Raw genomic sequence first — 24,413 nt, forward strand, 5'->3', positions numbered from 1 at the left:
GATGGGGACCGACACGCGCCTCCGCGGCCTGCGCTGGTGGACCGAGCTCGGCTGGCGCCACGTCGTCGGCGTCGTGACGATCGTCGTCTGCGTGTTCCCGCTGCTCTATGCGCTCTCCGCCTCCGTCAACCCGGCGGGCACGCTGACCGGCTCGCACGAGCTGTTCCGCGTCCTCTCGGCCGAGAACTACCTCGAGCTCGGCTCCACGCCTTTCCTGCTCTGGATGCGGAACTCGCTCCTGGTCTCGTCGCTCACCGCCGTCGGCACGGTGCTCATGGGCGCGGCGGCCGCCTACGCCTTCTCGCGCTTCCGCTTCACGCGCCGGCGGGCGGGGCTCACGACCCTGCTCCTGCTGCAGATGTTCCCGCAGATGCTCGCCTTCGTCGCCATCTTCCTCGTGCTGCTCGCGATCACCGAGGTGTACCCGTTCCTCGGGCTCAACTCGCACCTGGGGCTCGTCTGCGTCTACCTCGGCGGCGCGCTCGGCGTCAACACCTTCCTCATGTACGGCTACTTCAACACCATCCCGCGCGAGCTCGACGAGGCGGCCCGCATCGACGGCGCGACCCACGCGCAGATCTTCTTCCGCATCATCATGCGGCTCGTGGCGCCCATCCTCACCGTCGTCGGGCTGCTGTCCTTCATCGGCACGTACAGCGACTTCGTGATCGCGCGGGTCGTGCTGCAGCGATCCGAGCAGTTCACCCTCGCGATCGGCCTCTACAACTGGGGCTCGGACGAGCGGAACGCCCCGTGGGGCGAGTTCGCGGCGGGCGCGGTGCTCGCTGCGATCCCGGTCGTGGTGCTGTTCCTCTTCCTGCAGCGCTACGTCGTCTCGGGCCTCACGGCGGGGGCGACGAAGGGCTGAGGCCGCCGGCTCCGCGGGGCGCGAGCCGCATCGGATCCTGATCTCGCGCCGCCGGGCGATCCGGAGTGGACGGGATCGCCGATCGCGGCGTCAGGCGGTCAGCTCGTCGCGCTCCGCGCCCGCGTCGAGCGCGGTCTCGAGGCCGGTGCGGGCCTGCGCGAGGTGGTCGGTCATGGCGCGCGCGGCGCCGGAGGCGTCGCCCGAGCGGATGGCCTCGAGGATCGTCGAGTGCGCCTCGACGATGGTGTCGAGTCCGCCGCCCGCGGCGACCCACCCGCCCCAGACGCGGCGGCGCAGGCGCCAGAGGAGCGGTTCGAGCGCTTCGAGGGTGAGCTCGCAGAGGTCGTTCGCGGTCGCACGGGCGACCGCGGCATGGAAGGCGACATCGGCGGCGTGCAGCTCCTCGGTGGTGCGGACGGAGCGCAGCTGCTGCATCGCCTCGTCGAGCGCCTCGAGGTCGGCGTCGGAGCGGTGGCCGGCGGCGAGGCTCGCGTTGCCGACCTCGACGATCTCGCGGAACTCCTGGAGGCGCTCGTCCTCGACCTCGGTCCCCGCGGCTCGGAGCTTGAGCAGCCGCGACATGTGCGAGGAGTCGGGGATCGACACCGTCGACTCGCGGCCCTGCTGGCGCTTGAGGAGGCCGATGGCGGCGAGGCCGGCGATGGCCTCGCGGATGACGGGCACGCTGACGTCGAGCATCTCGGCGAGCTCGGCGGTGGCGGGGAGGGCGTCGCCGTCGCGGAGCTGCTTGTCCTCGATGAGGTCGATGATCGCCTCGGTGGCCTGCTCTGCGAGCGAATTGCGTCGAAGCGACGGCATGACGTCCCCCTTCCGGTCGATCCACGCTACCAGTCCGGAAATGAACTTGTCATCAATTTGACTACTTCGACACTTCTCTTATAGGTTAGCCGCGACGCGTCGACCGACGACGCCGACAGGATGGGACCCGGATGTCCAGGATTCGCTCCGTGAGCACGGCCGTCGTGGCCGCCAACTTCGACTGGACGATCGTCCGCATCGAGAGCGAGAGCGGCGCCGTCGGCTGGGGGGAGTCCTTCTTCGCCCCCGGGCTCCCCGAGATCATCGACGCGATGGGGCGGCTCATCGTCGGGGACGACGCGGCGGACGTGGAGGTCATCGGCGCCCGGCTCCGGGCGGCCGCCTCCGGCGCCGGCTCCGTCGGCGGCATCGTCCACAACGCGCTCTCCGGCATCGACGGCGCGCTCTGGGATCTCAACGCCCGCGAGCTCGGGGTGCCGCTCTGGCGCCTCCTCGGCGGCACCTTCCACAAGTCGGTCCGCGTCTACGCCGACTGCCACGGCGGTGCGGGCCTCATGAGCCTCGGGCCGATGCTCGACATCCGGCCCGTCCCGTGGGAGGAGCACGACGAGCAGGTCGCGGGCGGCGCGATCGGCAAGAGCCTCTTCGACCTCGGCGCCGAGACCGAGCCGATCGACCTCGAGCTCCTCGCGCGCCGCGCCCGCAGCGCGGTCGCGGCCGGCTTCGACGCGCTCAAGTTCGACCTCGACGTGCCCGGCCTCGTCCCCACCCGCCCGGGCTCGCGCACCATGCCGGTGGGCGCCGAATCCCTCGCCCGCGACATGGCCGACGCCATCGCCGAGGGCGCCGGCCCCGGGGTCGAGCTCGCCTTCGACCTGCACTGGCGCTACGACATGGCCTCCGCCGCGCGGCTCGCGGGCGCCGTCGACCACCTCCCGATCATGTGGCTCGAGGACCCGCTGCCGCCCGAGAACGTCGCCGGGCTCATCTCGCTCGCGCAGGCGACCCGCGCCCCGCTCGGCGGCGGCGAGAACCTCATCGGCTTCCGCGCCTTCGAGCCGGTCATCTCGACCGGCACGCTCGCGGTCGTGACCCCCGACCTCGGCAAGGTCGGCGGCGTCGCCGAGGCGCGCCGCATCGCGGCGGCCGCCGCCGACCGCGGGCTCTCGATCGCGCCGCACAACATCGCGGGCCCCATCGGCACCGCCTTCGCCGCGCAGGTCTCGGCGACCTGGCCGAACTTCCTCGCGCTCGAGTACCACGCGCAGGACGTGCCGTACTTCGCCGAGCTCGTCGACGCGCCGCTCATCGAGCGCGGGCAGATCCGCATGACCGACCGGCCGGGCATCGGCGTCGAGCCCGTCATGGAGGTCGTCGAGCGCTGGGCGAAGCCCGGCACCCGCGTCTTCGGCGCCTGACCCGCCGAGCCGGCCGGACCCGGGCGGCCCCCGCACCACGACCACGTCCCCTCGAAGCAGAGCAGCAGAAGGAGCACGCATGTCCCCCACGGATCCCGACGCCCGCGCCGCGGAGCTCGTCGCCGCCATGACCCTCGACGAGAAGATCCAGCTCGTCACCGGATTCCTCGGGATGCCGGTGCAGGAGGGTGCCGAGGTCGGCGGCGAGGGGCTCTTCGGGCTCACCGACGAGATGACCCCGCCACCCGGCGCGGTCGGCTCGGACGGCTTCGTCCCCGGCATCCCGCGCCTGGGCATCCCCGCGCTGCAGCTCGCGGGCGCGGGCGTCGGCGTCACGAGCCTCGTGCCGCGCGAGGGCGGCGAGAGCGTCTCCTTCCCCTCCTCGATGTCGCAGACCTCGACCTGGAACCCGCCGCTCATCCGCGAGTTCGGCCGCCGTATCGGCCACGAGGCGCGGGCGCAGGGCATCAACGTCATGCTCGGCGCCGCCTGCAACCTCACGATCGAGCCCCGCTCGGGTCGCGTGTTCGAGTACCACGGCGAGGACCCGATCCTCTCCGGCACGATCACGCGGGAGGAGCTGCTCGGCACGCAGGACGAGGGCGTCGTCGCCTCCGTCAAGCACTACGCCGCGAACTTCCAGGAGACGGGGCGCTTCGTCGTGAACTCGGTCGTGAGCGAGCGCGCGCTCCGCGAGGGCGAGCTGCTCGCCTTCGAGGTGGCGCTCGCCGACGACGGCGAGGTGCCCGCGCCGGGCGCCGTCATGACCTCCTACAACAAGCTCAACGGCGTGTACGCCTCCGAGAACCCGTACCTGCTCTCGCAGGTGCTCAAGGGCGACTGGGGATTCCGCGGCTGGGTCATGTCCGACTGGGGCGCCGCCCACAGCACGGTCGAGAGCGCGCTGGCGGGGCTCGACCAGGAGTTCCCCCACGCCCACTGGTACGGCGCGGCGCTCAAGGCCGCCGTCGAGTCGGGCGAGGTGCCCCACGAGCGCCTCGACGACATGAACCACCGGATCCTCCGCACGCTCGCGATCGTCGGCGTGCTCGACGACACGCGCCCGGCGCCCGCGAAGGAGACGGCGGCGGGGCTCGAGACGGCGCAGCGCATCGCGGAGGAGGGCACCGTCCTCCTGCAGAACGACGGCGTCCTCCCGATCGCGCCGGGCTTCGCCGGCTCGATCGCCGTCATCGGCTCGCACGCGGATGTCGCGGTCCCCTCCGGCGGCGGCTCGGCGGCGGTGCGCCCCGTCGGCGGCAACCCGGTCCCGGCAGAGGAGGGCGCCGATCTGCCGCAGTACTGGCTCCCGAGCTCGCCCCTCGAGGCCCTGCGGGCCGCCCTGCCGCAGGCGGAGGTGCGCTTCGACGGCGGCGGGGAGGCCGTGGCCGCGGCCGACCTCGCCGCCCGCTCCGACCTCGCGATCGTCGTCGCGAGCCAGCTCACGATGGAGCACTTCGACGTCCCCGACCTCCACCTCCCCGACGGCCAGGACGCGCTCGTCTCGGCCGTCGCCGCGACCGGCACCCCGACGATCGTCGTGCTCGAGACGGGCGGCGTGGTCCTCACGCCGTGGTCGTCCGAGGTGTCGGCGGTCCTCGCCGCCTGGTATCCGGGCCACCGCGGCGGCGAGGCGCTCGCCGCGATCCTCACCGGCGCCGTGAACCCCTCCGGCAAGACGCCCGCGACCTTCCCGGTGTCGGAGGCCGACCTCCCGCATCCCGAGGTGTTCCCGATGCCGCCGCTGCCGGGTCGCGAGGGGCCGGCGCAGCTCACGCTCGTCAACATCCTCACCGAGCAGCAGGGCGCCTACTTCGACGCCGAGTACGACGAGGAGCTGCTGCTCGGCTACAAGTGGTTCGAGGCGCACGGCACGGACGTCGCCTTCCCCTTCGGGCACGGCCTCTCGTACACGACCTTCGAGTACGGGGATGCGACGGCGGTCCCGCGTCCGGACGGCGGCCTCGCGGTGACCGTCCCCGTGTCGAACCGGGGTGAGCGGAGGGGCCGCGAGATCGTGCAGGTCTACGCCGAGCTGCCCGCCGAGGCCGCGGCCCCGCGCCGTCTCGTCGGCTGGGCGAAGCTCGAGCTCGAGCCCGGCGAGACGGGCGAGGCCGTGATCGGGATCCCCGCGAAGCACCTCTCGACCTGGTCGGTCGAGGCGCAGCGCTGGGTGCTCGCGAGCGGCACGGCGCGGCTGGATGTCGCGGCCTCCTCGCGGGACGTCCGCGTGCGCCTCGAGGCGGAGCTGGGCGCATGAGCGCGCTCATCGAGCCCGAGCTCCAGGGCGCCGCGCTCGCGGCCGAGATCCGGGATGCGCGGCCGGAGCCCGGCACGGCGGCGCTCTGGCGGCTCGGCCAGTCCGGCATCGTGGTGCGCTTCCCGGCGGCGGCGGTCGCGATCGACCTCTACCTCGGCAACCACGGCGAGGCCGTGCTGGGGGAGCCCTTCGACCATCGCCGCATGACCCGGAGCCCGGTCGACCCCGTCGACCTCGACGCCCTCGACGTCGTGATCTGCAGTCACGAGCACCTGGACCACCTCGACCCGCCGACCATGCGCACGCTCGCCCGCGAGAACCCGCGCGCCGTCGTCGTCGCGCCGCGCGCCTGTCAGGCGCTCCTCGAGGAGCTCGGCTGGGCGGGCCGCATCGTGCTCGCCGACGACGGCTGGGTCGCGGAGGTCGCGGGTCTCCGGGTGGAGGCCTTCGCGGTGCCGCACGACGAGTTCGACGCCGGCGAGGACGGCCACCCGTATCTCGGCTTCATCGTGGGCGACGGCCGCCTCCGGGTCGGCCACCTCGGCGACGCCCGCGCGCACCGGCGCGTGACGGCGGCGCTCGCCGCCGACCCCGTCGACCTCCTCGCGGCGCCGATCAACGGCCGCGACGACGCCCGGAAGGCGATGGGCTTCGCGGGCAACATGTCGGCGGCGGAGGCGGTGGAGACCGCGGACGACGCAGGCGCCCGGCTCACGCTGCCGATGCACTACGACATGTTCCAGCAGAACGTCGACGCGGGTGCCCTCGACGCCTTCGTCGCGGCGGCGGAGTCCCGTGCGCTGCCGTTCCGGGTGCTGCCGGTCGGCCGCCGCCTCGAGCTTCGAAGCTCGTGAGCGACTCGACGGCCGACCGGCTCACGCGGTCGCGGATCGTGCCGGTGGTCACGGTCCGCGACCCCGCCCACGTCGACGCGATCTCCGCGGGGCTCGCGGAGGGCGGCATCCGTGCGATCGAGGTCACCCTCCGGACGCCGCACGGCCTCCCCGCGATCCGCCGCCTCGCGGCGCGCGGCGAGCTCGAGGTCGGGGCGGGCACCGTGCTCGATGCGCACGAGGCGCGGGAGGTCGCGGATGCGGGGGCGTCCTTCGCGGTGAGTCCCGGCCTCGACGAGGCGGTGGTCGAGGCGTCGCTGGAGCGCGGTCTGCTTTCCCTGCCCGGCATCGCGACCGCGAGCGAGCTGCAGCGGGCGCGGTCGCTCGGCGTCCGGCAGGTCAAGGTCTTCCCGGTCGAGGTGCTCGGCGGCCTCCGGCTGCTCGAGGCGCTCCACGGGCCGTTCCCCGACATGGCCCTCATGCCGAGCGGCGGCGTGACGCCCGCGTCCGCGCCCGGCTACCTCGCGCATCCCGCGGTGTTCGCCGTCGGCGGCAGCTGGCTCGTCCCCGGCGGCGAGGTCGGGGATCTCGCGCGCGTCGTGCGCGAGCGCGCGGCGGCGACCGTCGCCGCGCTGGATCACGCGGCCGGCCGTGGCTGAGCTCGTCACCCTGGGCGAGTCGCTGGGGCTGCTGCGCGCCCTCCCGCCCGACGCGGTCGAGCTCGCCGCGACGCTGCGCCTCGGGGTCGCGGGCGCGGAGTCGAACGTCGCGATCGGCGCGAGCCGGCTCGGCGCCCAGGCGGTCTGGATCGGCCGCGTCGGCGACGACGACGTGGGCCGCCGCATCCTCCGGGAGCTGCGGGCGGAGGGGGTGCGGGTGCACGCCGCGATCGACCCGGAGGCGCCCTCGGCGCTCCTCATCAAGGAGACCCCGCCGCGCGGGCCCGCGCGGGTGCGCTACTACCGCCGCGGCATGGCGGGCAGCCGTCTCGCGCCCGAGGACGTGCCGCGCGAGTCGATCGAGCGCGCCGGCCTCCTCCACGTGACCGGGATCACGCCGTCGCTCTCGCCCTCGGCGGAGGCCGCGGTCGCGCTCGCCGTGGAGCTCGCGGTCGAGGCCGGGGTCCCGGTCTCCTTCGACGTCAACCACCGGGCGACGCTGCCGCGGCACCGGCCGGCCGCCGAGCTCTACCTCGAGCTCGCGCGGCGGGCGACGGTGCTCTTCGCGGGCGACGACGAGGCGCGGCTGCTCGTGCCGGAGGCGGCCGACGAGGAGGGCCTGCTCGCAGGCCTCGCGGAGCTCGGGCCGCGGGAGGTCGTGCTCAAGCTCGGCGACCGGGGGTGCCTCGCGCGCATCGACGGCGAGCGGCTGGAGCTGCCCGCGGTGCCGGTGACGGTCGTCGACACGGTCGGCGCGGGGGATGCCTTCGTGGCCGGCTACCTCGCGGAGCGGCTGGCCGGCGCCGCGGCCGCCGATCGGCTCCGCACGGCGGTCGCGTGCGGCGCGGCGGCGTGCACGCATCCCGGGGACTGGGAGGGCTCGCCGCGTCGCGCCGAGCTCGCGGCGGCGGCGCGCGGCGGGGATCCGGTTCTGCGCTAGTACCTCCCAGGTTTCCATCTTGACAGATAGCAACCTCTCTTACATGATGACTGGTGACGGGTCGCCCGTCGCGCACAACTTCAAGGAGGATGCTGTGTACCTGAGGAAGCTCACCGGCGGGATCGCCGTCTCCGCTGCCCTCGTCATGGTCATGACGGGATGCACCGGCGGCGGGAGCGAGGCCCCCGCCGGCGACGGGAAGCTCGCGATCGGCGCGCTCGTCGACGTCGCGTCGTTCGACCCCGCCCAGTCCGACGTCGGCCACTACATGCAGTACCTGCAGCCGGCCTACGACACCCTGATCCGGCTCGACGACCAGGGCGAGCTCCAGCCGATGCTCGCCGAGTCGTGGGAGTACATCGACGAGACGAACACCACGCTCGAGCTGAAGCTCCGCGAGGGCGTCGAGTTCTCCGACGGGACGCCGCTCACCGCCGAGATCGCCGCCGCCTCCCTCGAGCGCTTCGCCGCCGCCAACGGACCCCGCTCCAGCGCCCTCGCGGCCGTCGACTCCTACGACGCGGTCGACGACACGACGCTCGTCGTGAACCTCTCGACGCCCGACCCGGCGCTCACCCACAACCTGACGCTCCCGGCCGGCATGATCACGAACCCCGAGGTCGCCGACGACGCCCTCGCCTCCGTGCCCGCCGGCACCGGCCCCTACGTGCTCGACGAGGACGCCACCCGCCGCGGCGACGTCTACGTCTTCACCCGGAACGAGAACTACTACGACCCGGACTCCTTCCCCTTCGACGAGATCGACGTCCGCGTCCTCACCGACGCGACCGCCCGCCTCAACGCGGTGAAGACCGGCCAGGTGGACTCCGCGCTCGGCTTCGCGCCGCAGAAGGCGGAGGCGGAGGGCGCCGGCCTCGAGGTCATCAGCGCCCCCGGCGACTGGCAGGGCCTCTTCATCATCGACCGCGAGGGGACGACGACGGAGGCGCTCGGCGATGCGCGCGTCCGTCAGGCGATCAACTACGCGATCGACGGCGACGCGATCCTCGAGACCGTCGTCTTCGGCGAGGGCAGCTCCTCGACGCAGATGTTCTACCCGGGCACCCCGGCGTACGACGACGCGCTCAACGACGCCTACCCCTTCGACCCCGAGAAGGCGAAGGAGCTGCTCGCGGAGGCCGGCTACGCCGACGGCTTCACCCTGCGGATGCCCTCGACCGACACCTTCCTGCCCGAGGTCTATCCGATCGTGCAGCAGCAGCTCGGCGATGTCGGCATCACGGTCGAGTTCTCGCCGCAGACCCCCGCCGCGGGCCTCGACCCCTACCTCGGCGGCGAGTTCCCGGCCTACGTCTTCAGCTGGGGCTCCTCACAGAACTGGCTGGATGCGACGCTGCTCCTCAGCGAGGAGGGCGCGTGGAACCCGCTCCACGCCGCCGACCCGGAGATCGCGGACCTCATGTCGCGGATCGCCGTCGCGAGCGTCGAGGAGCAGGAGCCGCTCTACCGGGAGCTCTCCGCCCACGTCGTCGACGAGGCCTGGTTCGCCCCGTTCTACGTGGTCAACAACCTCGCCTTCCACGGCCCCGACGTCGAGGTGACGCCGCAGCCGCAGCAGTCGGTCCCGTCCATCTACAACTACAAGCCGGCCGGCAGCTAGACCGGCCGACGCGGAGGAGGGGCGGCGACGCCCCTCCTCCCACCCGGGAGACCTCATGCTCGCATTCCTGCTCAAGCGCGTCGGCGCCGCGGCCGTGCTCATCGCGCTCGTGTCCTTCATCTCCTTCGCGCTCACCTGGATCACCCCCGGCGACCCCGCCCGCGCGATCCTCGGCGTCAGCGCCTCCGAGGAGCAGGTCGCGCAGAAGCGCATCGAGCTCGGCCTCGATCAGGATGTGCTCCCCGCATTCTGGAGCTGGGTCACGAAGGCCGTCACGGGCGACCTCGGCGCCTCCTGGTTCACGAACCAGGCGGTCGCGGGCTCCATCGCCGACCGCCTCCCCGTGACCCTCTCGATCACGATCGCCGCCGTGCTCGTCGCCGGCGTCCTCGGGATCTCGCTCGGCCTCTGGGCCGCCTCCCGCCGCGGGGTCGTCGACAGCCTGATCCAGCCCTTCGCGGTCCTCGGCTTCGCGATCCCGAACTTCATCGTCGCGATCGTGCTCCTCACGGTGCTCGCGCTGAACCTGCGGCTCCTCCCGGCGACCGGCTGGGTCGACTTCGACGACGACCCGGCCGCCTGGGGGAGGTCGATGGTGCTGCCGGTCATCGCGCTCGCGGTCGCCGCGACCGCCGCCGTCGCCCAGCAGACGCGCAATGCCGCGATCGAGACGCTCCAGCTCGACTACGTCCGCACCCTCCGCGGACGCGGGCTCGGCGCCGGCTCCATCTACCTCAAGCACGTGCTCCGCAACTCCGCGCCCGTCGCGCTCACGGTGCTCTCGCTCCAGTTCATCGGGCTGCTCAGCGGCGCGGTCGTGATCGAGTACATGTTCGCGCTGCCCGGCATCGGCGCCCTCACCGTCGGCGCGGCGACCCGCGGCGACCAGCCCGTCATCCAGGGCGCCGTCATCACGGTCGTGATCGCGGTCGTCGTCGTGAACCTGCTCATGGACCTCGCCTACGCGTGGCTGAACCCGAAGGTGCGCTCGTGACCGACACCGTCTCCATCGCGACCGCGGCGGCCGCCCGGCCCCGCCGCTCGCCGCTGCGGCGCCTGCTCCGCACGCCCGGCATGCTCATCCCCGCCGTCGTGCTCCTCGCGATCGTCGTCGCCGTCGCGATCGCGCCGCTCCTCGGCCTCCCCGCGCCCGGCTTCGCGGATGTCGGCGCCGTCCGGCAGCCGCCCGGCGACGGGCACCCGCTCGGCACCGACTCCTCGGGCCGCGACGTGCTCAGCCGCCTCCTCTGGGGCGGGCAGACGACGCTCCTCGCCGGACTCACCGGCACGGCCGTGACCTTCCTGCTCGGCGTGCCGCTCGGGCTCGCGGCCGGCTACTACGGCGGGCTCCTCGATTCCGCGGCGACCTGGCTCTCGAACCTCATCCAGTCGCTGCCCGCGATCGTCGCGCTCCTCGCGATCTCCGTGCTGATCGGCTCGAACCCGGTCGCCGTCATGACCGTGTTCGGCGTGCTCATGGTGCCGGCCATGTTCCGGCCGGTGCGGGCGGCCGTGCTCGACGTGCGGCGCGAGCTCTACATCGACGCGGCGAAGGTCTCCGGCATCCGCGACCTCTCGATCATGGGCCGCCACATCCTCGGCGTCGTGCTGCCGGTCGCGCTCATCCAGACCGGCTTCATCTTCGGCGTCGCGCTCATCGTGCAGGCCGGGCTCGGCTTCATCGGGATCGGGGAGACCGGCGCCGCGAGCTGGGGCGCCTCCCTCGGCGAGGCCTTCAAGGACATCTACAACGCGCCGTTCCTCATCTGGCCGCCCGCGATCCTCATCACCCTCACGGTGCTCTGCCTCATCCTGCTCGCCTCGGTCGGCCGCGACCTCATCAGCGACGGCGCGGTGCCGACGCGGCGGCCGCGCCGCGCCGTGCGCCGCACCGCCGAGGTCGCGACGGCGCCCGCCTCGCCGATCGCGAGCGGCGCCCTGCTCGACGTGCGCGACCTCGTGATCGAGTACCGCATCGACGGCGAGGACCGTCGCGTCGTCGACGGCGTGAGCTTCGCGGTTGCGCCGGGACGCGTCCTCGGCCTCGTCGGGGAGTCCGGCTCCGGCAAGACGCAGTCGGTGCTCGGCGTGCTCGGGCTCCTCGCCGCGGGCGGCGCCGTCACGAGCGGCTCGGCGAGCTACGCCGGGCGCGACCTCGTGCAGCTGCAGCCCGCCGAGGTCGCGAAGCTCCGCGGCAGCGAGATCGGCTACATCCCGCAGGAGCCGATGTCGAACCTCGACCCGAGCTTCACGATCGGCAGCCAGCTCATCGAGCCCATGCGGCGCCACCTCGGCATCTCGAAGGCCGAGGCGCGCACGCGGGCACGCGAGCTGCTCGTCCGCGTCGGGATCGTCGACCCGGACCGCACGCTCGCCAGCTACCCGCACCAGATCTCGGGCGGCATGGCGCAGCGCGTCCTCATCGCCGGCGCCGTCTCCTGCGACCCGAAGCTCATCATCGCCGACGAGCCGACCACGGCCCTCGACGTGACCGTGCAGGCGGAGGTCCTCGACCTCCTCCGCTCGCTCATCGCCGAGCGCGAGCTCGCGCTCGTCATCGTCACCCACGACTTCGGCGTCGTCGCCGACATCTGCGACGACGTGGTCGTCATGCGCGGCGGCCGGGTGCTCGAGTCCGCGAGCGCGGCGCGCGTCTTCGCCGAGCCCGAGGACGCCTACACGACGGCGCTCCTCGCGGCGGCGCCCGCCCACCTCGCGGCCCGGGCGCCGAAGGACCTCTCGGGCGCGCCCGTGCTCCTGGAGGCGGTGGACCTCGAGATCACGTATCCGGGCCGCCGTGCCTTCACCGCCGTCAAGGACGTCTCCTTCGAGATCCGGCAGGGCGAGACCCTCGGCCTCGTCGGCGAGTCGGGTTCCGGCAAGTCGACCATCGGGCGCGCCATCCTGGGGCTCGCGCCCGTCACGGCGGGCGACATCCGCTGGGACGGCGGCAGCATCGCGCACGCCGGCCGCACCGCGCGCCGGACCCTGAGCTCCGACATCCAGGTCGTGTTCCAGGACCCGTACAGCTCGCTCAACCCGGCGATGGCGGTCGAGGACATCCTCGTCGAGCCGCTCCTCATCGAACCGGGCGTCACGCGGGCCGACGCGCTCTCGCGTGTGCGGGGACTGCTGGATGCCGTCCACCTCCCGCAGGACGCCGGCCGGCGGCGCGCACGCGAGTTCTCGGGCGGGCAGCGCCAGCGCGTCGCGATCGCGCGCGCGCTCTCCCGCTCGCCGCGGCTCATCATCTGCGACGAGGCGGTCAGCGCGCTCGACCTCTCGACCCAGTCGAGCGTCCTCGACCTCTTCGCCGAGCTGCAGCAGCGCACCGGCGTCGCCTACCTCTTCATCTCGCACGACCTCGACGTCGTCCGCCACATCGCGGACCGCACCGCCGTCATCCAGCACGGCGCGCTCGTCGAGGTCGGCGACAGCGAGGAGGTGGCCGCGAGGCCGCGGGAGCCGTACACCCAGCGCCTCGCGGACGCCTCCCCCTACCCCGACCCCGTCATCCAGGCCGAGCGACGGGAGCGGCGCCGTGCCGCCCTCGCCGCCGACCGGGCCTGAGCAGCACACGATCACGAGAAAGAGGAACAGCATGGCAGCGCACGACGACGTCACCGCCACCGTCACGGTCGGCGGCGGGACCGGCTCGCCGATCTCGCCCATGATCTACGGCGCGATGATCGAGCACTTCGGCCGCACCGTCGCCCCCGGCATCTGGGATCAGGACCGCGACATCCCGCGCTCGGACACGAAGGCGGCCGTGACCGCCATGGGCGTGCGCGCCCTCCGCTACCCCGGCGGCTGCTTCTCCGACACCTACCACTGGCGCGACGGCGTCGGCCCGAAGTCGGAGCGGAAGCTCGTCGAGGAGAACTTCTGGACGACCGTCACGCAGCGCATCGGCGGCTTCGGCACCAGCTCCTCCTTCGCCTCCACGCCCGAGGGCGTCGCGCAGCTCATCGGCCCGCCCGAGCCGAACCTGCTCGGCACCGACGAGTTCCTCCAGTACTGCCTCGACGTCGACGCGGAGCCGTTCCTCGTCGTCAACATCGGCACCGGGACCCCCGAGGAGGCCGCCGACTGGGTGCGCTACACGAACATCGACCGGCACTCGCCGCGCCCCGTGACCTGGTGGTCGATCGGCAACGAGACCTGGGGCACGCACGAGTTCGGGCACTCCGAGCCGGATGTCTACGGTCGTCGCATCGTCGAGTTCGCGACCGCGATGCGCGCCGTCGACCCGACGATCAAGCTCGTCGGCGTCGGCCTCCCCGTCCACCCCTCCGGCGGGGTCCTCTTCGACGAGGAGGCGGGCGGCATGGTCCGGCACACGGCGCGCGCCTGGAACGAGGCCGTGCTGCGGGAGGCGGCCGCGCACATCGACCTGCTCTCGGTGCACTGGTACTTCCCCGGCATGATCGAGCGGCCGCTCGAGAGCCTCGACGACCTCCGGCAGCTCACCACCTCGCCGCAGCTGCTCGACGAGATCTTCACCGCGACGACCGCCATGGTCGACGAGGTCGCCGGGACCGAGCACCGCATCGACCTCTCCTTCGACGAGTGGAACCGCATGGTCGTCTTCGACGACCACCTCTCGACGAACCACCCGCTCGGCAACGCGGCCTTCTTCGCGGGCGTCTACAACGCGATGCTCGAGCACGCGGATCGCATCCCGATCGCGATCCTCAGCCACCTCGTCAACTGCCTCGCGCCCATCCAGACGAGCGACGACCGGCTCTTCGTGACCGTGTCGTACCTCGTCGCGCAGCTCTACGAGCGCCACGGGCGCGGCACGACCGTGCCGACCTCGGTCTCGGGCCCGGAGATGGCGGTTCCCGCCTTCGAGGGTCTCCAGGAGAGCCTGTTCCTCAGCCCCATGGTCAAGAACGGCCGGACCGCCCAGGTCATCACGGCCGCCGCAGCCCGCGACGGCGACACCGCCTCGGTCTTCATCGTCAACGCCGAACCGGAGGCGGCGCAGCGCGTCCGGGTCGAGGGTCTGGAGGACGGCCCGGTGCGCCTGCGCTGGATCGACGGCCCCGACGTGTGGAGCCAGAACGACCTCGACCACCCCGACACGCTGCGCCTGCGCGAGGCGACGGCCGAGGTCGAGGACGGCGTCGTCGTCGTGACCGTGCCGCCCGCCGGCGTCCTGGTGGTCACCCGATGACCGGGGAGGGCCGGTCGCGCATGGACGCGATCCGCGAGCAGCTCTACACGCCCGTCGTCGGCGACATCCTCGACGAGCTCGGCTACCGCCGGCAGTTCCTGCCGCCCGAGATCCGCGGGATCCGCGAGACCTCGCGCGTCGTCGGGCGGGCCATGCCCGTGCTCGTCGCCGACGTCGTCGGCCCCCAGCGGGTGCCCTTCGGGCGCCTCACCGAGGCCCTCGACCAGCTCGAGCCGGGGGAGGTCTACATCGCCCAGAACGCGACCGTCCCGTGCTCGGCGTGGGGCGAGATCCTCACCGCGACGGCACGCCAGCGGGGGGCGGTCGGCGCCGTCGTCGACGGCTACCATCGGGATACCCCGCGTGTGCTCGAGCAGGACTTCCCGGTGTTCAGCCGGGGAGGCTACGCCCAGGACGCCGCGGTGCGGGCATCGGTGCTCGACTACCGCTGCCGCATCCGGATCGGCGACGTCGAGATCGAGCCGGGGGACCTCATCTTCGGCGACCTGGACGGAGTCATCGTGATCCCAGCGGCAGTCGAGGACGAGGTGATCGAGCGGGCGCTGGCGAAGGCGAGCACCGAGAACACCGTGCGCCAGGCCATCGAGGCGGGCATGAGCTCGACCGAGGCGCTCCGCACCTACGGGGTGCTGTGAGCGCCCCCGTCTTCCCCGACCTCGCCGGGACGACCGCGCTCGTCACCGGCAGCAGTCGCGGCATCGGCGCGGGCCTCGCCGACGCGCTCGAGGCGGCGGGCGTCACCGTGCTCCGGCACGGCTCGCCCGCCCACGCCGCGGCCGAGGGGCTGCTCGTCGCCGACCTCGCGACGCCGGAGGGCGTCGAGGAGCTCGCGCGGGCGGTCGCGGGGCGGACGGACCGGCTCGACCTGCTCGTCAACAACGCGGGCGTCGAGCTGCCCGCCCGGCTCGCCGAGCTCGACGCCGCGGCGCTCTCGCGGACGCTCGAGGTGAACCTCGCGGCGCCCCTGCTCCTCACGCGCGCGCTGCTCCCGCTGCTGCGCGCCGGGCGCGGGCGCTCCGTCGTCTCGATCACGAGCATCCACGACGACGTCCCCTACGCGGGCAACGTCGCCTACGTCGCCTCGAAGGCGGGGCTCGAGGCCGCGACCCGCACGATGGCGCTCGAGCTCGCACCCGAGGGCATCCGCGTGAACTCGATCGCGCCCGGCGCCATCGAGACCGACATCAACCGCGAGGTGATCGAGGAGATGGGGCGCGAGCGCTTCGAGTCCTGGATCCCGCTCGGCCGCGTCGGCGAGGTCGAGGACCTCGTGGGCGCCCTCCTCTTCCTCGCCTCCGAGGCCTCCCGCTACGTGACCGGCACCCGGCTGCTCGTCGACGGCGGCTACAGCCAGGCGCTGCTGCGCTACGGCCTCGACCACTGACCCCGACCGACCACTCCCCGAACCTCACCACCACGATGCGAAGGAGCACCATGCCCACCCCCATCCCGCGCTGGCGCGGATTCAACGTCCTCGACCTCTTCTCGACGAGCGTCCGCTGGAAGGAGTTCTTCCCCATGGACGACGGCGTGTTCTCGGAGGAGGACTTCGTCATGATCAAGGAGCTCGGCTTCAACTTCGTGCGCCTCCCGATGTCGTACATGTACCTCGGCACCGGGCCGTACGCCCGCACGCCCGACCCCGAGCGCCTCCACCTGCTCGACCGCGCCATCGAGCTCGGCCAGCAGTACGGCATCCACGTCATGCCCGGCTTCCACCGCGCCCCCGGCTACTGCGTCACGAGCGCCTCGCAGTTCGACACCCCGGAGAAGGGCAGCCTCTTCGCCGACGAGGAGGAGCTGCAGGACTTCATCACGTGGTGGCGCTTCCTCGCCGAGCGCTACGCCGACGTGCCGCGCGAGGCGCTGAGCTTCAACCTCGTCAACGAGCCCATGAACATCGACGACGCCACCTTCGAGCGCGTCTTCACCCCCGTGATCGAGGCGATCGAGGCCGCGAGCCCGCACCGCCTCATCCAGGTCGAGGGCAGCTTCGTCTGGGAGGGCTCCTCGATCTCGCTCAAGCCCGCGCCCGCGAGCATCGCCCACCGCGACAACGTCGTGAACTCGGTGCACCTCTACCACCCGATGACGCTCACCCACCACGAGTGCCCGTGGACGGAGGGCATGATCTCGCAGGACCTCGAGGAGCCGACCTGGCCCTACCAGCCGACCCTCAAGCCGGGCTCGACGCGCGAGCTCACGGGCGACGACGCGAAGCGCTGGGACAAGGAGACGCTCCGCGAGCTGCTGAAGCCGTACCTGGATCTCGCGGAGGCCGGGTACAAGGTGCACGTCGGCGAGATGGGCGCGTACTCGAAGGTCGCCCACGAGGTCTACCTCGCGTACGCGAAGGACGTCGTCGAGCTGCTCGACGAGTACGGCCTCGGCTACGCCATGTGGAACTTCCGCGGCCCCTTCGGCGTCGTCGACACGGGGCGCACCGACGCCGCGGCCGAGGAGTTCCACGGCCACCAGCTCGACCGCGCGCTCGCCGACATCCTGCGCGGCGCCTGATGCCGATCCGTCTCGCGGAGTTCCTCTCGCCCCGACCCGAGGAGCCGCTCTGGTCCCTGATCCGGCAGGCGGGCGTCACCGACGTCGTCGCCCTGCTGCAGGGCGCCGAGCAGGAGCAGCGGATGTTCGCGGCCGTCGGCGAGGGGACCCGCGGGACGGACGGCACGGATGCCGCCCCCTGGAGCGAGGCGTCGATCGCGCGCGATCAGCGCATCTTCGCGGACGCCGGGTTCCGGGTCGCCGCGATCGAGGACACCGTGCCGATGGACCGCATCCGCCTCGGCCGCGAGGGGCGGGACGAGGACATCGCCGCCGTCATCCAGCAGCTCGAGGCGATGGGGAACCTCGGCATCGGAGTGCTCTGCTTCAACTGGATGGCGATCGCGACCTGGTCGCGGACCTCGATCGAGACGGTCGGCCGCGGGGGCGCCCGCGTGACCTCCTTCCGGCTCGCGGATGCCGGCGGCCACCCCGACGTCGAGGTCGCGGAGACCGCCGAGGACCTGTGGGCGGCGCTCGCCTACTTCCTCGACGCCGTCATCCCGACCGCCGAGCGCGCCGGGGTCCGGCTCGGCATGCACCCCGACGACCCGCCGCTGCCGCGCCTGCGCGGCGTGCCGCGCATCATGGGCACGCCGGATGCGTACCGGCGGCTGCTCGCGCTCAACCCCTCGCGGGCGAACGGGGTCACCTTCTGCCAGGGCAACTTCGCGCTCATGCCCGGGGCCGACGACGTGCCGGGCCTCATCCGCGAGTTCGGCGAGCGGGTGGCCTTCTCGCACTTCCGCAACGTCCGCGGGACGGCGGAGGACTTCGTCGAGACCTTCCACGACGAGGGCGTCCTCGACATGGCCGAGTGCATGCGGGCGCTCGCCGACATCGGCTTCGACGGCCCGCTCCGTCCCGATCACGTGCCGACCATGGCAGGGGAGCCGAACGCGCGCCCCGGCTACGAGACGCTCGGCCGGCTCCACGCGCTCGGCTACATCCGCGGGCTCATGGACGCGGTGGGGGCGTAGGCGGTCTCGCCCGGCTCAGGCGCCGGGGAACCCCGCGCGCGGGTCGACCGGCTGCTCGCCGTCGCGGATCGCGGCCTCGAGGCCCGTGCGCGCCTGATCCAGGTGCTCGGTCATCGCGGCGCCCGCACCCGCCTCGTCGCCCTCGCGGATCGCCTCGAGGATCCGGCGGTGCGCCTGGGCGATCGGCTCGAAGCCGCCGCCCTGACCCACCCAGCCGCCCCAGACCCGTCGGCGGAGGCGCTGCAGCAGCGGCTCGAGCGACTCGAGCACGAGCTGGCAGAGGTCGTTGTCGGCGGCCTGCGCGACCGCCGCGTGGAAGGCGACGTCGGCGCGGTGGAGGTCGTCGGCGTTCTCGACGCCCGCGAGCACCGTCATCGCCTCGTCGATCGCGGCGAGCGACTCGGGCGTCCGGTTGCGGGCCGCGAGGCGCGCGTTGCCGACCTCGACGATCTCGCGGAAGCGCTGCAGCTGCTCGTCGTCGATCGCCGAGCCCGCGACCCGCAGCGCGAAGAGCCGGCTCAGGTGCGAGGAGTCCGGGGTGGCGACCGTGCTCTCACGGCCCTGATGGCGCTCGAGCAGTCCGATGGCGGCGAGCCCGGCCATGGCCTCGCGCACGACGGGCACGCTGACGTCCAGCATCCCGGCCAGCTCGCCGCTGCCGGGGAGCGAGTCGCCCGCCTTGAGGTTGCGCTCCGCGATGAGCTCGACGATCGCCTCGGAGGCCTGCTCGGTGAGCGAGGCCCGCTTGATGGAACGCGGCATGGGTCGGTCTCGCCTCCGGGGATGCGGTCGTCGGGGTGCCCGCAGACTACAAGATCGAGAGGGAGGCGGGGATGCGCGTCCTCCTCCGCCGAGTCGTCTTCGCGGGGGCCGGCGGATCGATGTCGCCGGGCGCCCAGCCCGCCCGCAGCCGGGTGCGGATCGCGGCCGTCCGGTCGTGCGTGATCCACAGCAGGACGAGCCCGAGCGCGAAACCGGCGAGGGAGGCGGGCGCTGCCCAGCCCGGCAGCCCGAGCGAGTCGACCTCGGCGAAGACGGGGAGCAGGAGCAGGAGCGGCGCCGCGCCGCCGCCGAGCCCGAGGAGGATGTGGGCGACGCGGAGCATCGGCGCGTCTGCGTGCAGCGCCGCCCGCATCTCCGCGTACTCGGGTGATGCCGTGCCCGCGTCGGCGTGCGCGAGCTGCGCGCGGACCCTCGCCGAGTCGGCCGCGAGCGCCGACAGCACCCAGATGACGAGGAGCACGAGACCCGAGCCGAGGAGCACGGCGGCGGCCGTCTGGATGATCGCGAGGCCGGCATCCCCCGTCTCGTCGAACTCCCGTCGTTCCGCGAAGCGGCCGGGCTGTCGGATGAACACCCCGAGGATGAAGACCGCGCCGCCGAGGCCCAGCAGGACGCCGCAGAGCCGGCGCGACCAGTCGGCGACGAGGCCGAGCGCGCGCTCGACGGGTCGCGGCGTCCGGGCCCGCTCGGGCGGGCGGCGCGCGACATCGGCGGCGGCGGCGCGGGTGCGCGCGGCCGGCTCCCAGCGCGCGCGGGCGGCCTCCTCGCGCCAGGCGGCGACGACGCGCCGCAGCACGATGAGCCCCACCACGTCGGCGGCGAGCAGCCCGCCGAGCACCGCGGTCGCGATGAGGAAGGGCACGTCCTCCGCGTTGGGCTCGACGGCCGAGCCGGCGCCCTCCCCGAGGGCGAGCAGCATCAGCAGGAGCGCGAGCCCGCCGATCGACAGCCAGAAGATGCTGAAGCCGACGAACATGCCGAAGGGATGCGCGTCGCGCTCGAGCAGGGCCCGGTCGGCCGCGGGGGCCGGTCGCTCCGGCTCCTCCGCGGCGGCGCGGACGAGCTGGCGTGTGCGGAGCACGCCGGCCGGCCCGCGGAGCACGCAGCCGATCGCGATCCCCGCGATGATCGCGACGGAGGTGATGCCGATGCCGGCGCGCCCCGCCGCGTCGAGCGCGGCCGCGACGTCCGGCCGCGCCTCCTCCGCGATCACGAGCGAGACGAGCGTGAGGAGGAAGGCGGCGCCGCTGCCGCCGGCGATCGCGAAGCCCGCGGTGGAGAGCACCGAGACGAGTCGCGCCGCCGGGCTCCCGGCGCGGTCGCGGAAGCCGGTCATGAGCATGCTTCGAGCCTAGAGCGCCGGGGCCACCCAGCCTGCCGCCAGCAGGGCCCCGGCATCCCGGAGGTGCCGGGCCGGCTCGGCCATCGCCGCTTCGCCGCCGCCGGCGAGCTCCGTCAGCGAGACGGCTGCGAGGAAGCGGTCCGTCTGCGCCTCGCTCGCGATCCGCCCCGCGACGAGCGCGACCGGGACGCGCGCCGCGTCCGCGAGCTCGGCGACGAGCGCGGGCGCCTTGCCGCGCTCGCTCTGGGCGTCGAAGGAGCCCTCGCCCGTGATGACGAGGTCCGCGCCGGCCATCGCCTCCGCGAGCCCGGAGATGACGGCGACGGTCCGCGCTCCGGGTCCGCGCGCGGCGCCCCAGGCGCGCAGGCCCAGCCCGACCGCCCCGGCGGCGCCCGTGCCGGCCTCCGCCGGATCGACCCCGAGCAGCCCGGCGATGCGCGCGATGTCGGCGTCGGCGGCCAGGACCTCCCCCGGCGTCAGCCCCTTCTGCGGCCCGAAGACGTGCGCGGCTCCCTTGGGGCCGGTCGCCGGGCTGTCGACATCGGCGATCGTCGCGACGCCGCCCGAGGGGAGCGGGCGGAGGCCGTCGAGCTCGATGCGCGCGATCCGGGGGAGGCCGGCGGCGCCGAGCGGCGCCGGCCGGCCCGCCTCGTCGAGGACCCGGGCGCCGAGCGCGCGCAGGAGGCCCGTCCCGGCATCCGTCGAGCTGCTGCCGCCGAGCGCGACGAGGAGGCGCTCCACCCCGCCATCGAGCGCGGCCGCGAGCATCTCGCCGACCCCGAGCGTGTGCGTGCGCAGGCCCGGCACCGGCTCGCCCGGCGCGAAGCGCTCGAGGCCGCAGATCGCGGCGAGCTCCACGAGGGCGGTGCGCAGGCCCCCCTGCTCGAACTCGAGCAGCGGCGCCTCGACCGTGTCGTCGAGCGGGCCGCGCACGGCGACGAGCCGCCGCCGCGCCTCGGGGAGGGATGCCGCGACCGTCTCGAGGGTGCCCTCGCCCCCGTCCGCCATCGGCCGGAGCCGGACCTCGTCGCCGGGCCGCGTCGCGAGCCAGCCCTCCCGGATCGCCTCGGCCGCCGCCCGCGCGCCGATCGTGCCCTTGAAGCTGTCGACGGCGACGACGATGCGACGGGATCCGGAGGTCACATCCGCGAGCCTACGAGCACCCGCCCGCCGCGTCGTCGCCGGCCGCGTGGTGCGCGCGATCGGATCGGCCCGTCGCGCCGACCCGACGACGACGGGCGGCGCATCCGGCGAGATCGCCGGACGCGCCGCCCCAGGGCCGCGGGATCAGCGCATCGCCCCCCGGCGACGGCCGATCATCAGGGCGAGGGCGCCCAGGAGCACCGCGGCGCCGGCGGTGCCGAGCAGCGCCGCCGAGGCGGTGCCGGTCGTGGCGAGCCCGCCTGCTGCCGGCGCGGCCGACGGCAGGTAGGTGATGACGACCTCCGCGCGGGTCAGGTTCCCGGCGAGGTCCGCGACGACGTACTCGATCGGGGTCGGGTCGCCGCGGAAGCCGTCCTCGGGGGTGAAGGTGATGACGCCGGTCGTCGGGTCGACGGTCCAGACGCCCTCGCCGCGCACCCGCAGCTCGGTGACGAGCTCGCCCGTGCCCGGGTGGACGATGCGCACCGAGCTCGGGTCGAACACGCCGTCGTCGTTGCCGATCACGTCGACCGAGACCGCCTCGCCCGGGCGGTTGCCGGTGCTGCGGTCGTCATGGGCGACCGGCAGGTAGGTCACGACCACCTCGGCGCGGACCTCGTCCCCGGTGGTGTCGGTCACCTCGTAGGACACGGGCGTCGGGTTGCCCCGGTAGCCGGCCGCGGGCCGGAACGTGAGGGAGCCGTCGGCCGGGTCGACCGTCCAGGTGCCCTCGCCCTCGACCGCGAGCTCGGTCAGGCGCTCGCCGCCGGGGCCGAGGATCCGCACGGAGCCGGGCACGAGATCCCCGCGATCGTTGCCGAGCACGTCGACGGTCACGGGCTCCCCGATCGTGTTGCCGTGATCGGCGTCGTCGACCGCCACCGGGACGTAGGTGACGGTGACCTCCGCGCCGACGCGGTCGCCCGTCGTGTCGCTGACGCGGTAGCCGATCGGCGTCGGGTCGCCGCCGTAGCCGGGGGCCGGCTCGAACACGATCGTCGAGCCCTGCACCCGCCAGGTGCCCTGGCCGGGGACGGCGAGCTCGAGGACCTCGGAGCCGTCGGCCGGGTCGACGATCCGGAGGGTCGCCGGGTCGAAGTCGCCGGTGTCGTTGCCGAGCACCGGGACGGTCACCGTCTCGCCGACCGGGTTGTCGAGGTCCTCGTCGTCGACCGCGGCCGGCACGTAGGTCACGGTGACGGTCGCGGTGTCGCGGAGGCCGTTCGCATCGGCGACGGAGTAGCGGACCGGGGTCGGGTCGCCGAGGAATCCGGGCTCGGGCTCGAAGGCGATGGTCCGACCCGAGACGGTCCAGCGGCCCTCGCCGGGCACGATGAGGGGGGAGGCGACGGGGTCGCCGTCGGCGTCGACGAGCTGCAGCGTCGAGAGGTCGAGATCGCCCTCGTCGTTGTCGAGGACGTCGATCGCGACCGTGTCCCCGATCGTGTTGCCGAGGTCCTCGTCGTCGACCGCGGTCGGGGCGACGAGGCCGGTCACGGTCGCCTCGTCCGCGTCGTCGTCGTCGCCGGTCGCACGATCGGTCACGGAGGCGCGGTTCACGAGCGGTCCGGCGGCCGCGACCACCTGCGAGTAGACGATCGTGAGCCGCTCGCCCGGGTCGAGCCCGCGGACCCCGGAGCCGGAGCCGCCGAGCGTCGCGTAGGGACGCGAGCACTCCAGCGTCGCCGGCATCGGGTCGCCGACCTCGGCATCGCACACCAGGGCGCCGCGCTCGAAGAGCTCGCTCGACCCGCCGGAGGAGGTGATCGACACGATGGAGGTCGCGCCGTCGCCGGGCAGGCTGTCGGCGAGGGTGAGGGTGTCGCCGCGCGTCATCGGCGCCGCGCCGACGTTCTCGACCGTGACGGTCCAGGTGACGGTCCCGCCGACCGGGACCGCATCCTGCGACGCGGTCTTCTCGACGGCGAGGTCGTAGCCGCAGGGCACCCAGTCGAGCGAGACCGCGCCGGGTGCGCCCGCGCCGGTCGTCGCGGTCGTGATGCGGGGCCCCGCCGCGGAGGCGATCGCCGACACCGGGACGCCGGTCGTGACCGGCGAGGTCGCCGCGACGTAGCTCGCGCCGCCGCCGCCGCCACCGCCGCCGACCCCGCCGACGCTGAGGCCGCCGCTGCCGTTGCCGACCGAGGACGCGCCGCCGCCGCCGCCGAAGTAGCCGCCGCCTCCGCCGCCGCCGCTGTCCGGCGTGGGGTCGTCGCCGCCGTCGCCGCCGGTGCGCCCGCTGCCCGGGAAGCCGTTCACGGCGTCGCTGCCGCTGTTGACGCCGCCGGCGCCGGGGCCGTCCACCTGGCCGCCCTGGCCGCCGCCCACGGTCGCCGCGGGGGAGTCGAAGCTGCGGGCGCCGTCCGAGCCCGCCGTCACGCCGGACGCCGTCGGCAGGCCGCCGCCCCCGCCCTGGCCGCCGTTGCTCGCGTGGCCGCCGGCGCTGCCGCCGCCCGCGCCGGCGAGGACGAGCAGCTCGCCGCCGACGGCGAGGGTGCTGTAGCCGCCGCCGCCCGCGCCCGTGTGATAGGTCCCGCTGCCGTTGCCGGCGGAGATCCCGCCGCGACCGCCGCCCGGCGCGCCGCCCGGGCCGGGGGTCGCCGAGTTCGCGCCGTTCGAGCCGCCGCCGGCGCCGACGACGACGTCGAAGGCCTGACCGGGGACGACCGCATAGGTCGCCGTGACGATCGCGCCCGGGCCGTTCGCGTTCGCGAGCGCGACCGTGCTGCCGCCGGCGCCGCCGCGGACGGTCGCCGTGACGGCGCAGACGCCGTCCGGCACCACGCCGTCGGCGGTACCGGGCGAGGTGAAGCTGCTCGCGGCCGGCGCCGGAGCGGGCGCCGCCGCGGCGCCCGGCGGGAGCGCCGCGCCGGTCGCCAGGCCGACGAGGGCGGTGGCGATGACGACGGCCAGGCCGCGGGTGCGCCTCGGTCGCGAAGTGGATGCGGGGAGAGCGTGCTGCGTCATGTGATTCCTCGTGGGCGCGGCGGAACCCCGATCCCGCGACCGTCGGGCGGTGCGGGGCGATGC

The 24,413-nt window shown here is 74.0% G+C and carries 19 protein-coding genes; 14 read left to right on the top strand and 5 right to left on the bottom strand.

All coding sequences use genetic code 11. The features are described 5' to 3' along the window. The first annotated feature begins 1 nt into the window (after position 1). Complete coding sequence (locus OF852_RS11365) at positions 2-868, top strand: sugar ABC transporter permease (protein ID WP_271119274.1); 867 nt, start codon at positions 2-4, stop codon at positions 866-868. A 90-nt stretch (positions 869-958) separates the two neighbouring features. Here the strand turns inward: OF852_RS11365 and OF852_RS11370 are convergent, their stop codons facing one another. Beyond that, entirely contained in the window at positions 959-1,687 is a 729-nt protein-coding gene (locus OF852_RS11370; protein ID WP_271119275.1) for a FadR/GntR family transcriptional regulator, read from the bottom strand. A 149-nt stretch (positions 1,688-1,836) separates the two neighbouring features. On the opposite strand from OF852_RS11370, the gene OF852_RS11375 reads away from it, so the two are divergent. The 13 genes from OF852_RS11375 to OF852_RS11435 all read left to right on the top strand — a co-directional run bounded on the left by OF852_RS11375 (position 1,837) and on the right by OF852_RS11435 (position 18,115). Continuing rightward, on the top strand, positions 1,837-3,066 hold the full coding sequence (locus OF852_RS11375) for a mandelate racemase/muconate lactonizing enzyme family protein (RefSeq protein WP_271119276.1): 1,230 nt from the start codon (positions 1,837-1,839) through the stop codon (positions 3,064-3,066). A gap of 79 nt (positions 3,067-3,145) precedes the next feature. Next, positions 3,146-5,326 (top strand): glycoside hydrolase family 3 protein, encoded by a 2,181-nt coding sequence (locus tag OF852_RS11380; protein ID WP_271119277.1) that lies wholly within the window; start codon positions 3,146-3,148, stop codon positions 5,324-5,326. After that, a complete protein-coding gene (locus OF852_RS11385; RefSeq protein WP_271119278.1) occupies positions 5,323-6,180 on the top strand; it encodes an MBL fold metallo-hydrolase in 858 nt (285 codons plus the stop codon). Before OF852_RS11380 ends, OF852_RS11385 begins: the two co-directional genes overlap by 4 nt. Continuing rightward, a complete protein-coding gene (locus OF852_RS11390; RefSeq protein ID WP_271119279.1) occupies positions 6,177-6,818 on the top strand; it encodes a bifunctional 4-hydroxy-2-oxoglutarate aldolase/2-dehydro-3-deoxy-phosphogluconate aldolase in 642 nt (213 codons plus the stop codon). The genes OF852_RS11385 and OF852_RS11390 overlap by 4 nt, the downstream gene beginning before the upstream one ends. Continuing rightward, positions 6,811-7,758: a sugar kinase gene (locus tag OF852_RS11395; protein WP_271119280.1), complete on the top strand. Its 948-nt coding sequence runs from the start codon at positions 6,811-6,813 to the stop codon at positions 7,756-7,758. Before OF852_RS11390 ends, OF852_RS11395 begins: the two co-directional genes overlap by 8 nt. A gap of 94 nt (positions 7,759-7,852) precedes the next feature. Next, positions 7,853-9,379 (top strand): ABC transporter substrate-binding protein, encoded by a 1,527-nt coding sequence (locus tag OF852_RS11400; protein WP_271119281.1) that lies wholly within the window; start codon positions 7,853-7,855, stop codon positions 9,377-9,379. A gap of 55 nt (positions 9,380-9,434) precedes the next feature. Next, a complete protein-coding gene (locus OF852_RS11405; protein WP_271119282.1) occupies positions 9,435-10,373 on the top strand; it encodes an ABC transporter permease in 939 nt (312 codons plus the stop codon). Continuing rightward, positions 10,346-12,949, top strand: a complete 2,604-nt coding sequence (locus OF852_RS11410; RefSeq protein ID WP_271119283.1) for an ABC transporter ATP-binding protein/permease — start codon at positions 10,346-10,348, stop codon at positions 12,947-12,949. The genes OF852_RS11405 and OF852_RS11410 overlap by 28 nt, the downstream gene beginning before the upstream one ends. 31 nt (positions 12,950-12,980) lie before the next feature. Further along, positions 12,981-14,558: an alpha-L-arabinofuranosidase C-terminal domain-containing protein gene (locus tag OF852_RS11415; protein ID WP_271119284.1), complete on the top strand. Its 1,578-nt coding sequence runs from the start codon at positions 12,981-12,983 to the stop codon at positions 14,556-14,558. 20 nt (positions 14,559-14,578) lie between these two features. Then, positions 14,579-15,214 carry an RraA family protein gene (locus tag OF852_RS11420; RefSeq protein ID WP_271119285.1) on the top strand — a complete coding sequence of 212 codons (636 nt, stop codon included), beginning with the start codon at positions 14,579-14,581 and terminating at the stop codon, positions 15,212-15,214. After that, positions 15,211-15,963, top strand: a complete 753-nt coding sequence (locus tag OF852_RS11425; protein WP_271119286.1) for an SDR family NAD(P)-dependent oxidoreductase — start codon at positions 15,211-15,213, stop codon at positions 15,961-15,963. Before OF852_RS11420 ends, OF852_RS11425 begins: the two co-directional genes overlap by 4 nt. Positions 15,964-16,013: 50 nt before the next feature. Beyond that, positions 16,014-17,096, top strand: coding sequence for a glycoside hydrolase family 5 protein (locus tag OF852_RS11430; RefSeq protein ID WP_271119287.1), 1,083 nt, complete (start codon positions 16,014-16,016; stop codon positions 17,094-17,096). Beyond that, a complete protein-coding gene (locus OF852_RS11435) occupies positions 17,096-18,115 on the top strand; it encodes a mannonate dehydratase (RefSeq protein WP_271119288.1) in 1,020 nt (339 codons plus the stop codon). Before OF852_RS11430 ends, OF852_RS11435 begins: the two co-directional genes overlap by 1 nt. Positions 18,116-18,130: 15 nt before the next feature. Here the strand turns inward: OF852_RS11435 and OF852_RS11440 are convergent, their stop codons facing one another. From OF852_RS11440 to OF852_RS11455, 4 genes are all read right to left on the bottom strand, one after another. Beyond that, positions 18,131-18,877 carry a FadR/GntR family transcriptional regulator gene (locus OF852_RS11440; RefSeq protein ID WP_271119289.1) on the bottom strand — a complete coding sequence of 249 codons (747 nt, stop codon included), beginning with the start codon at positions 18,875-18,877 and terminating at the stop codon, positions 18,131-18,133. A gap of 46 nt (positions 18,878-18,923) precedes the next feature. Continuing rightward, complete coding sequence (locus OF852_RS11445; RefSeq protein WP_271119290.1) at positions 18,924-20,240, bottom strand: hypothetical protein; 1,317 nt, start codon at positions 20,238-20,240, stop codon at positions 18,924-18,926. 9 nt (positions 20,241-20,249) lie between these two features. Then, positions 20,250-21,383 (bottom strand): glycerate kinase, encoded by a 1,134-nt coding sequence (locus OF852_RS11450; RefSeq protein WP_271119291.1) that lies wholly within the window; start codon positions 21,381-21,383, stop codon positions 20,250-20,252. Positions 21,384-21,527: 144 nt separating this feature from the next. Then, positions 21,528-24,350, bottom strand: coding sequence for an Ig-like domain-containing protein (locus tag OF852_RS11455; RefSeq protein ID WP_271119292.1), 2,823 nt, complete (start codon positions 24,348-24,350; stop codon positions 21,528-21,530). Positions 24,351-24,413: the final 63 nt, after the last annotated feature.

It is taken from the genome of Homoserinibacter sp. YIM 151385 (assembly GCF_027912415.1).
Lineage (GTDB): Bacteria > Actinomycetota > Actinomycetes > Actinomycetales > Microbacteriaceae > Schumannella.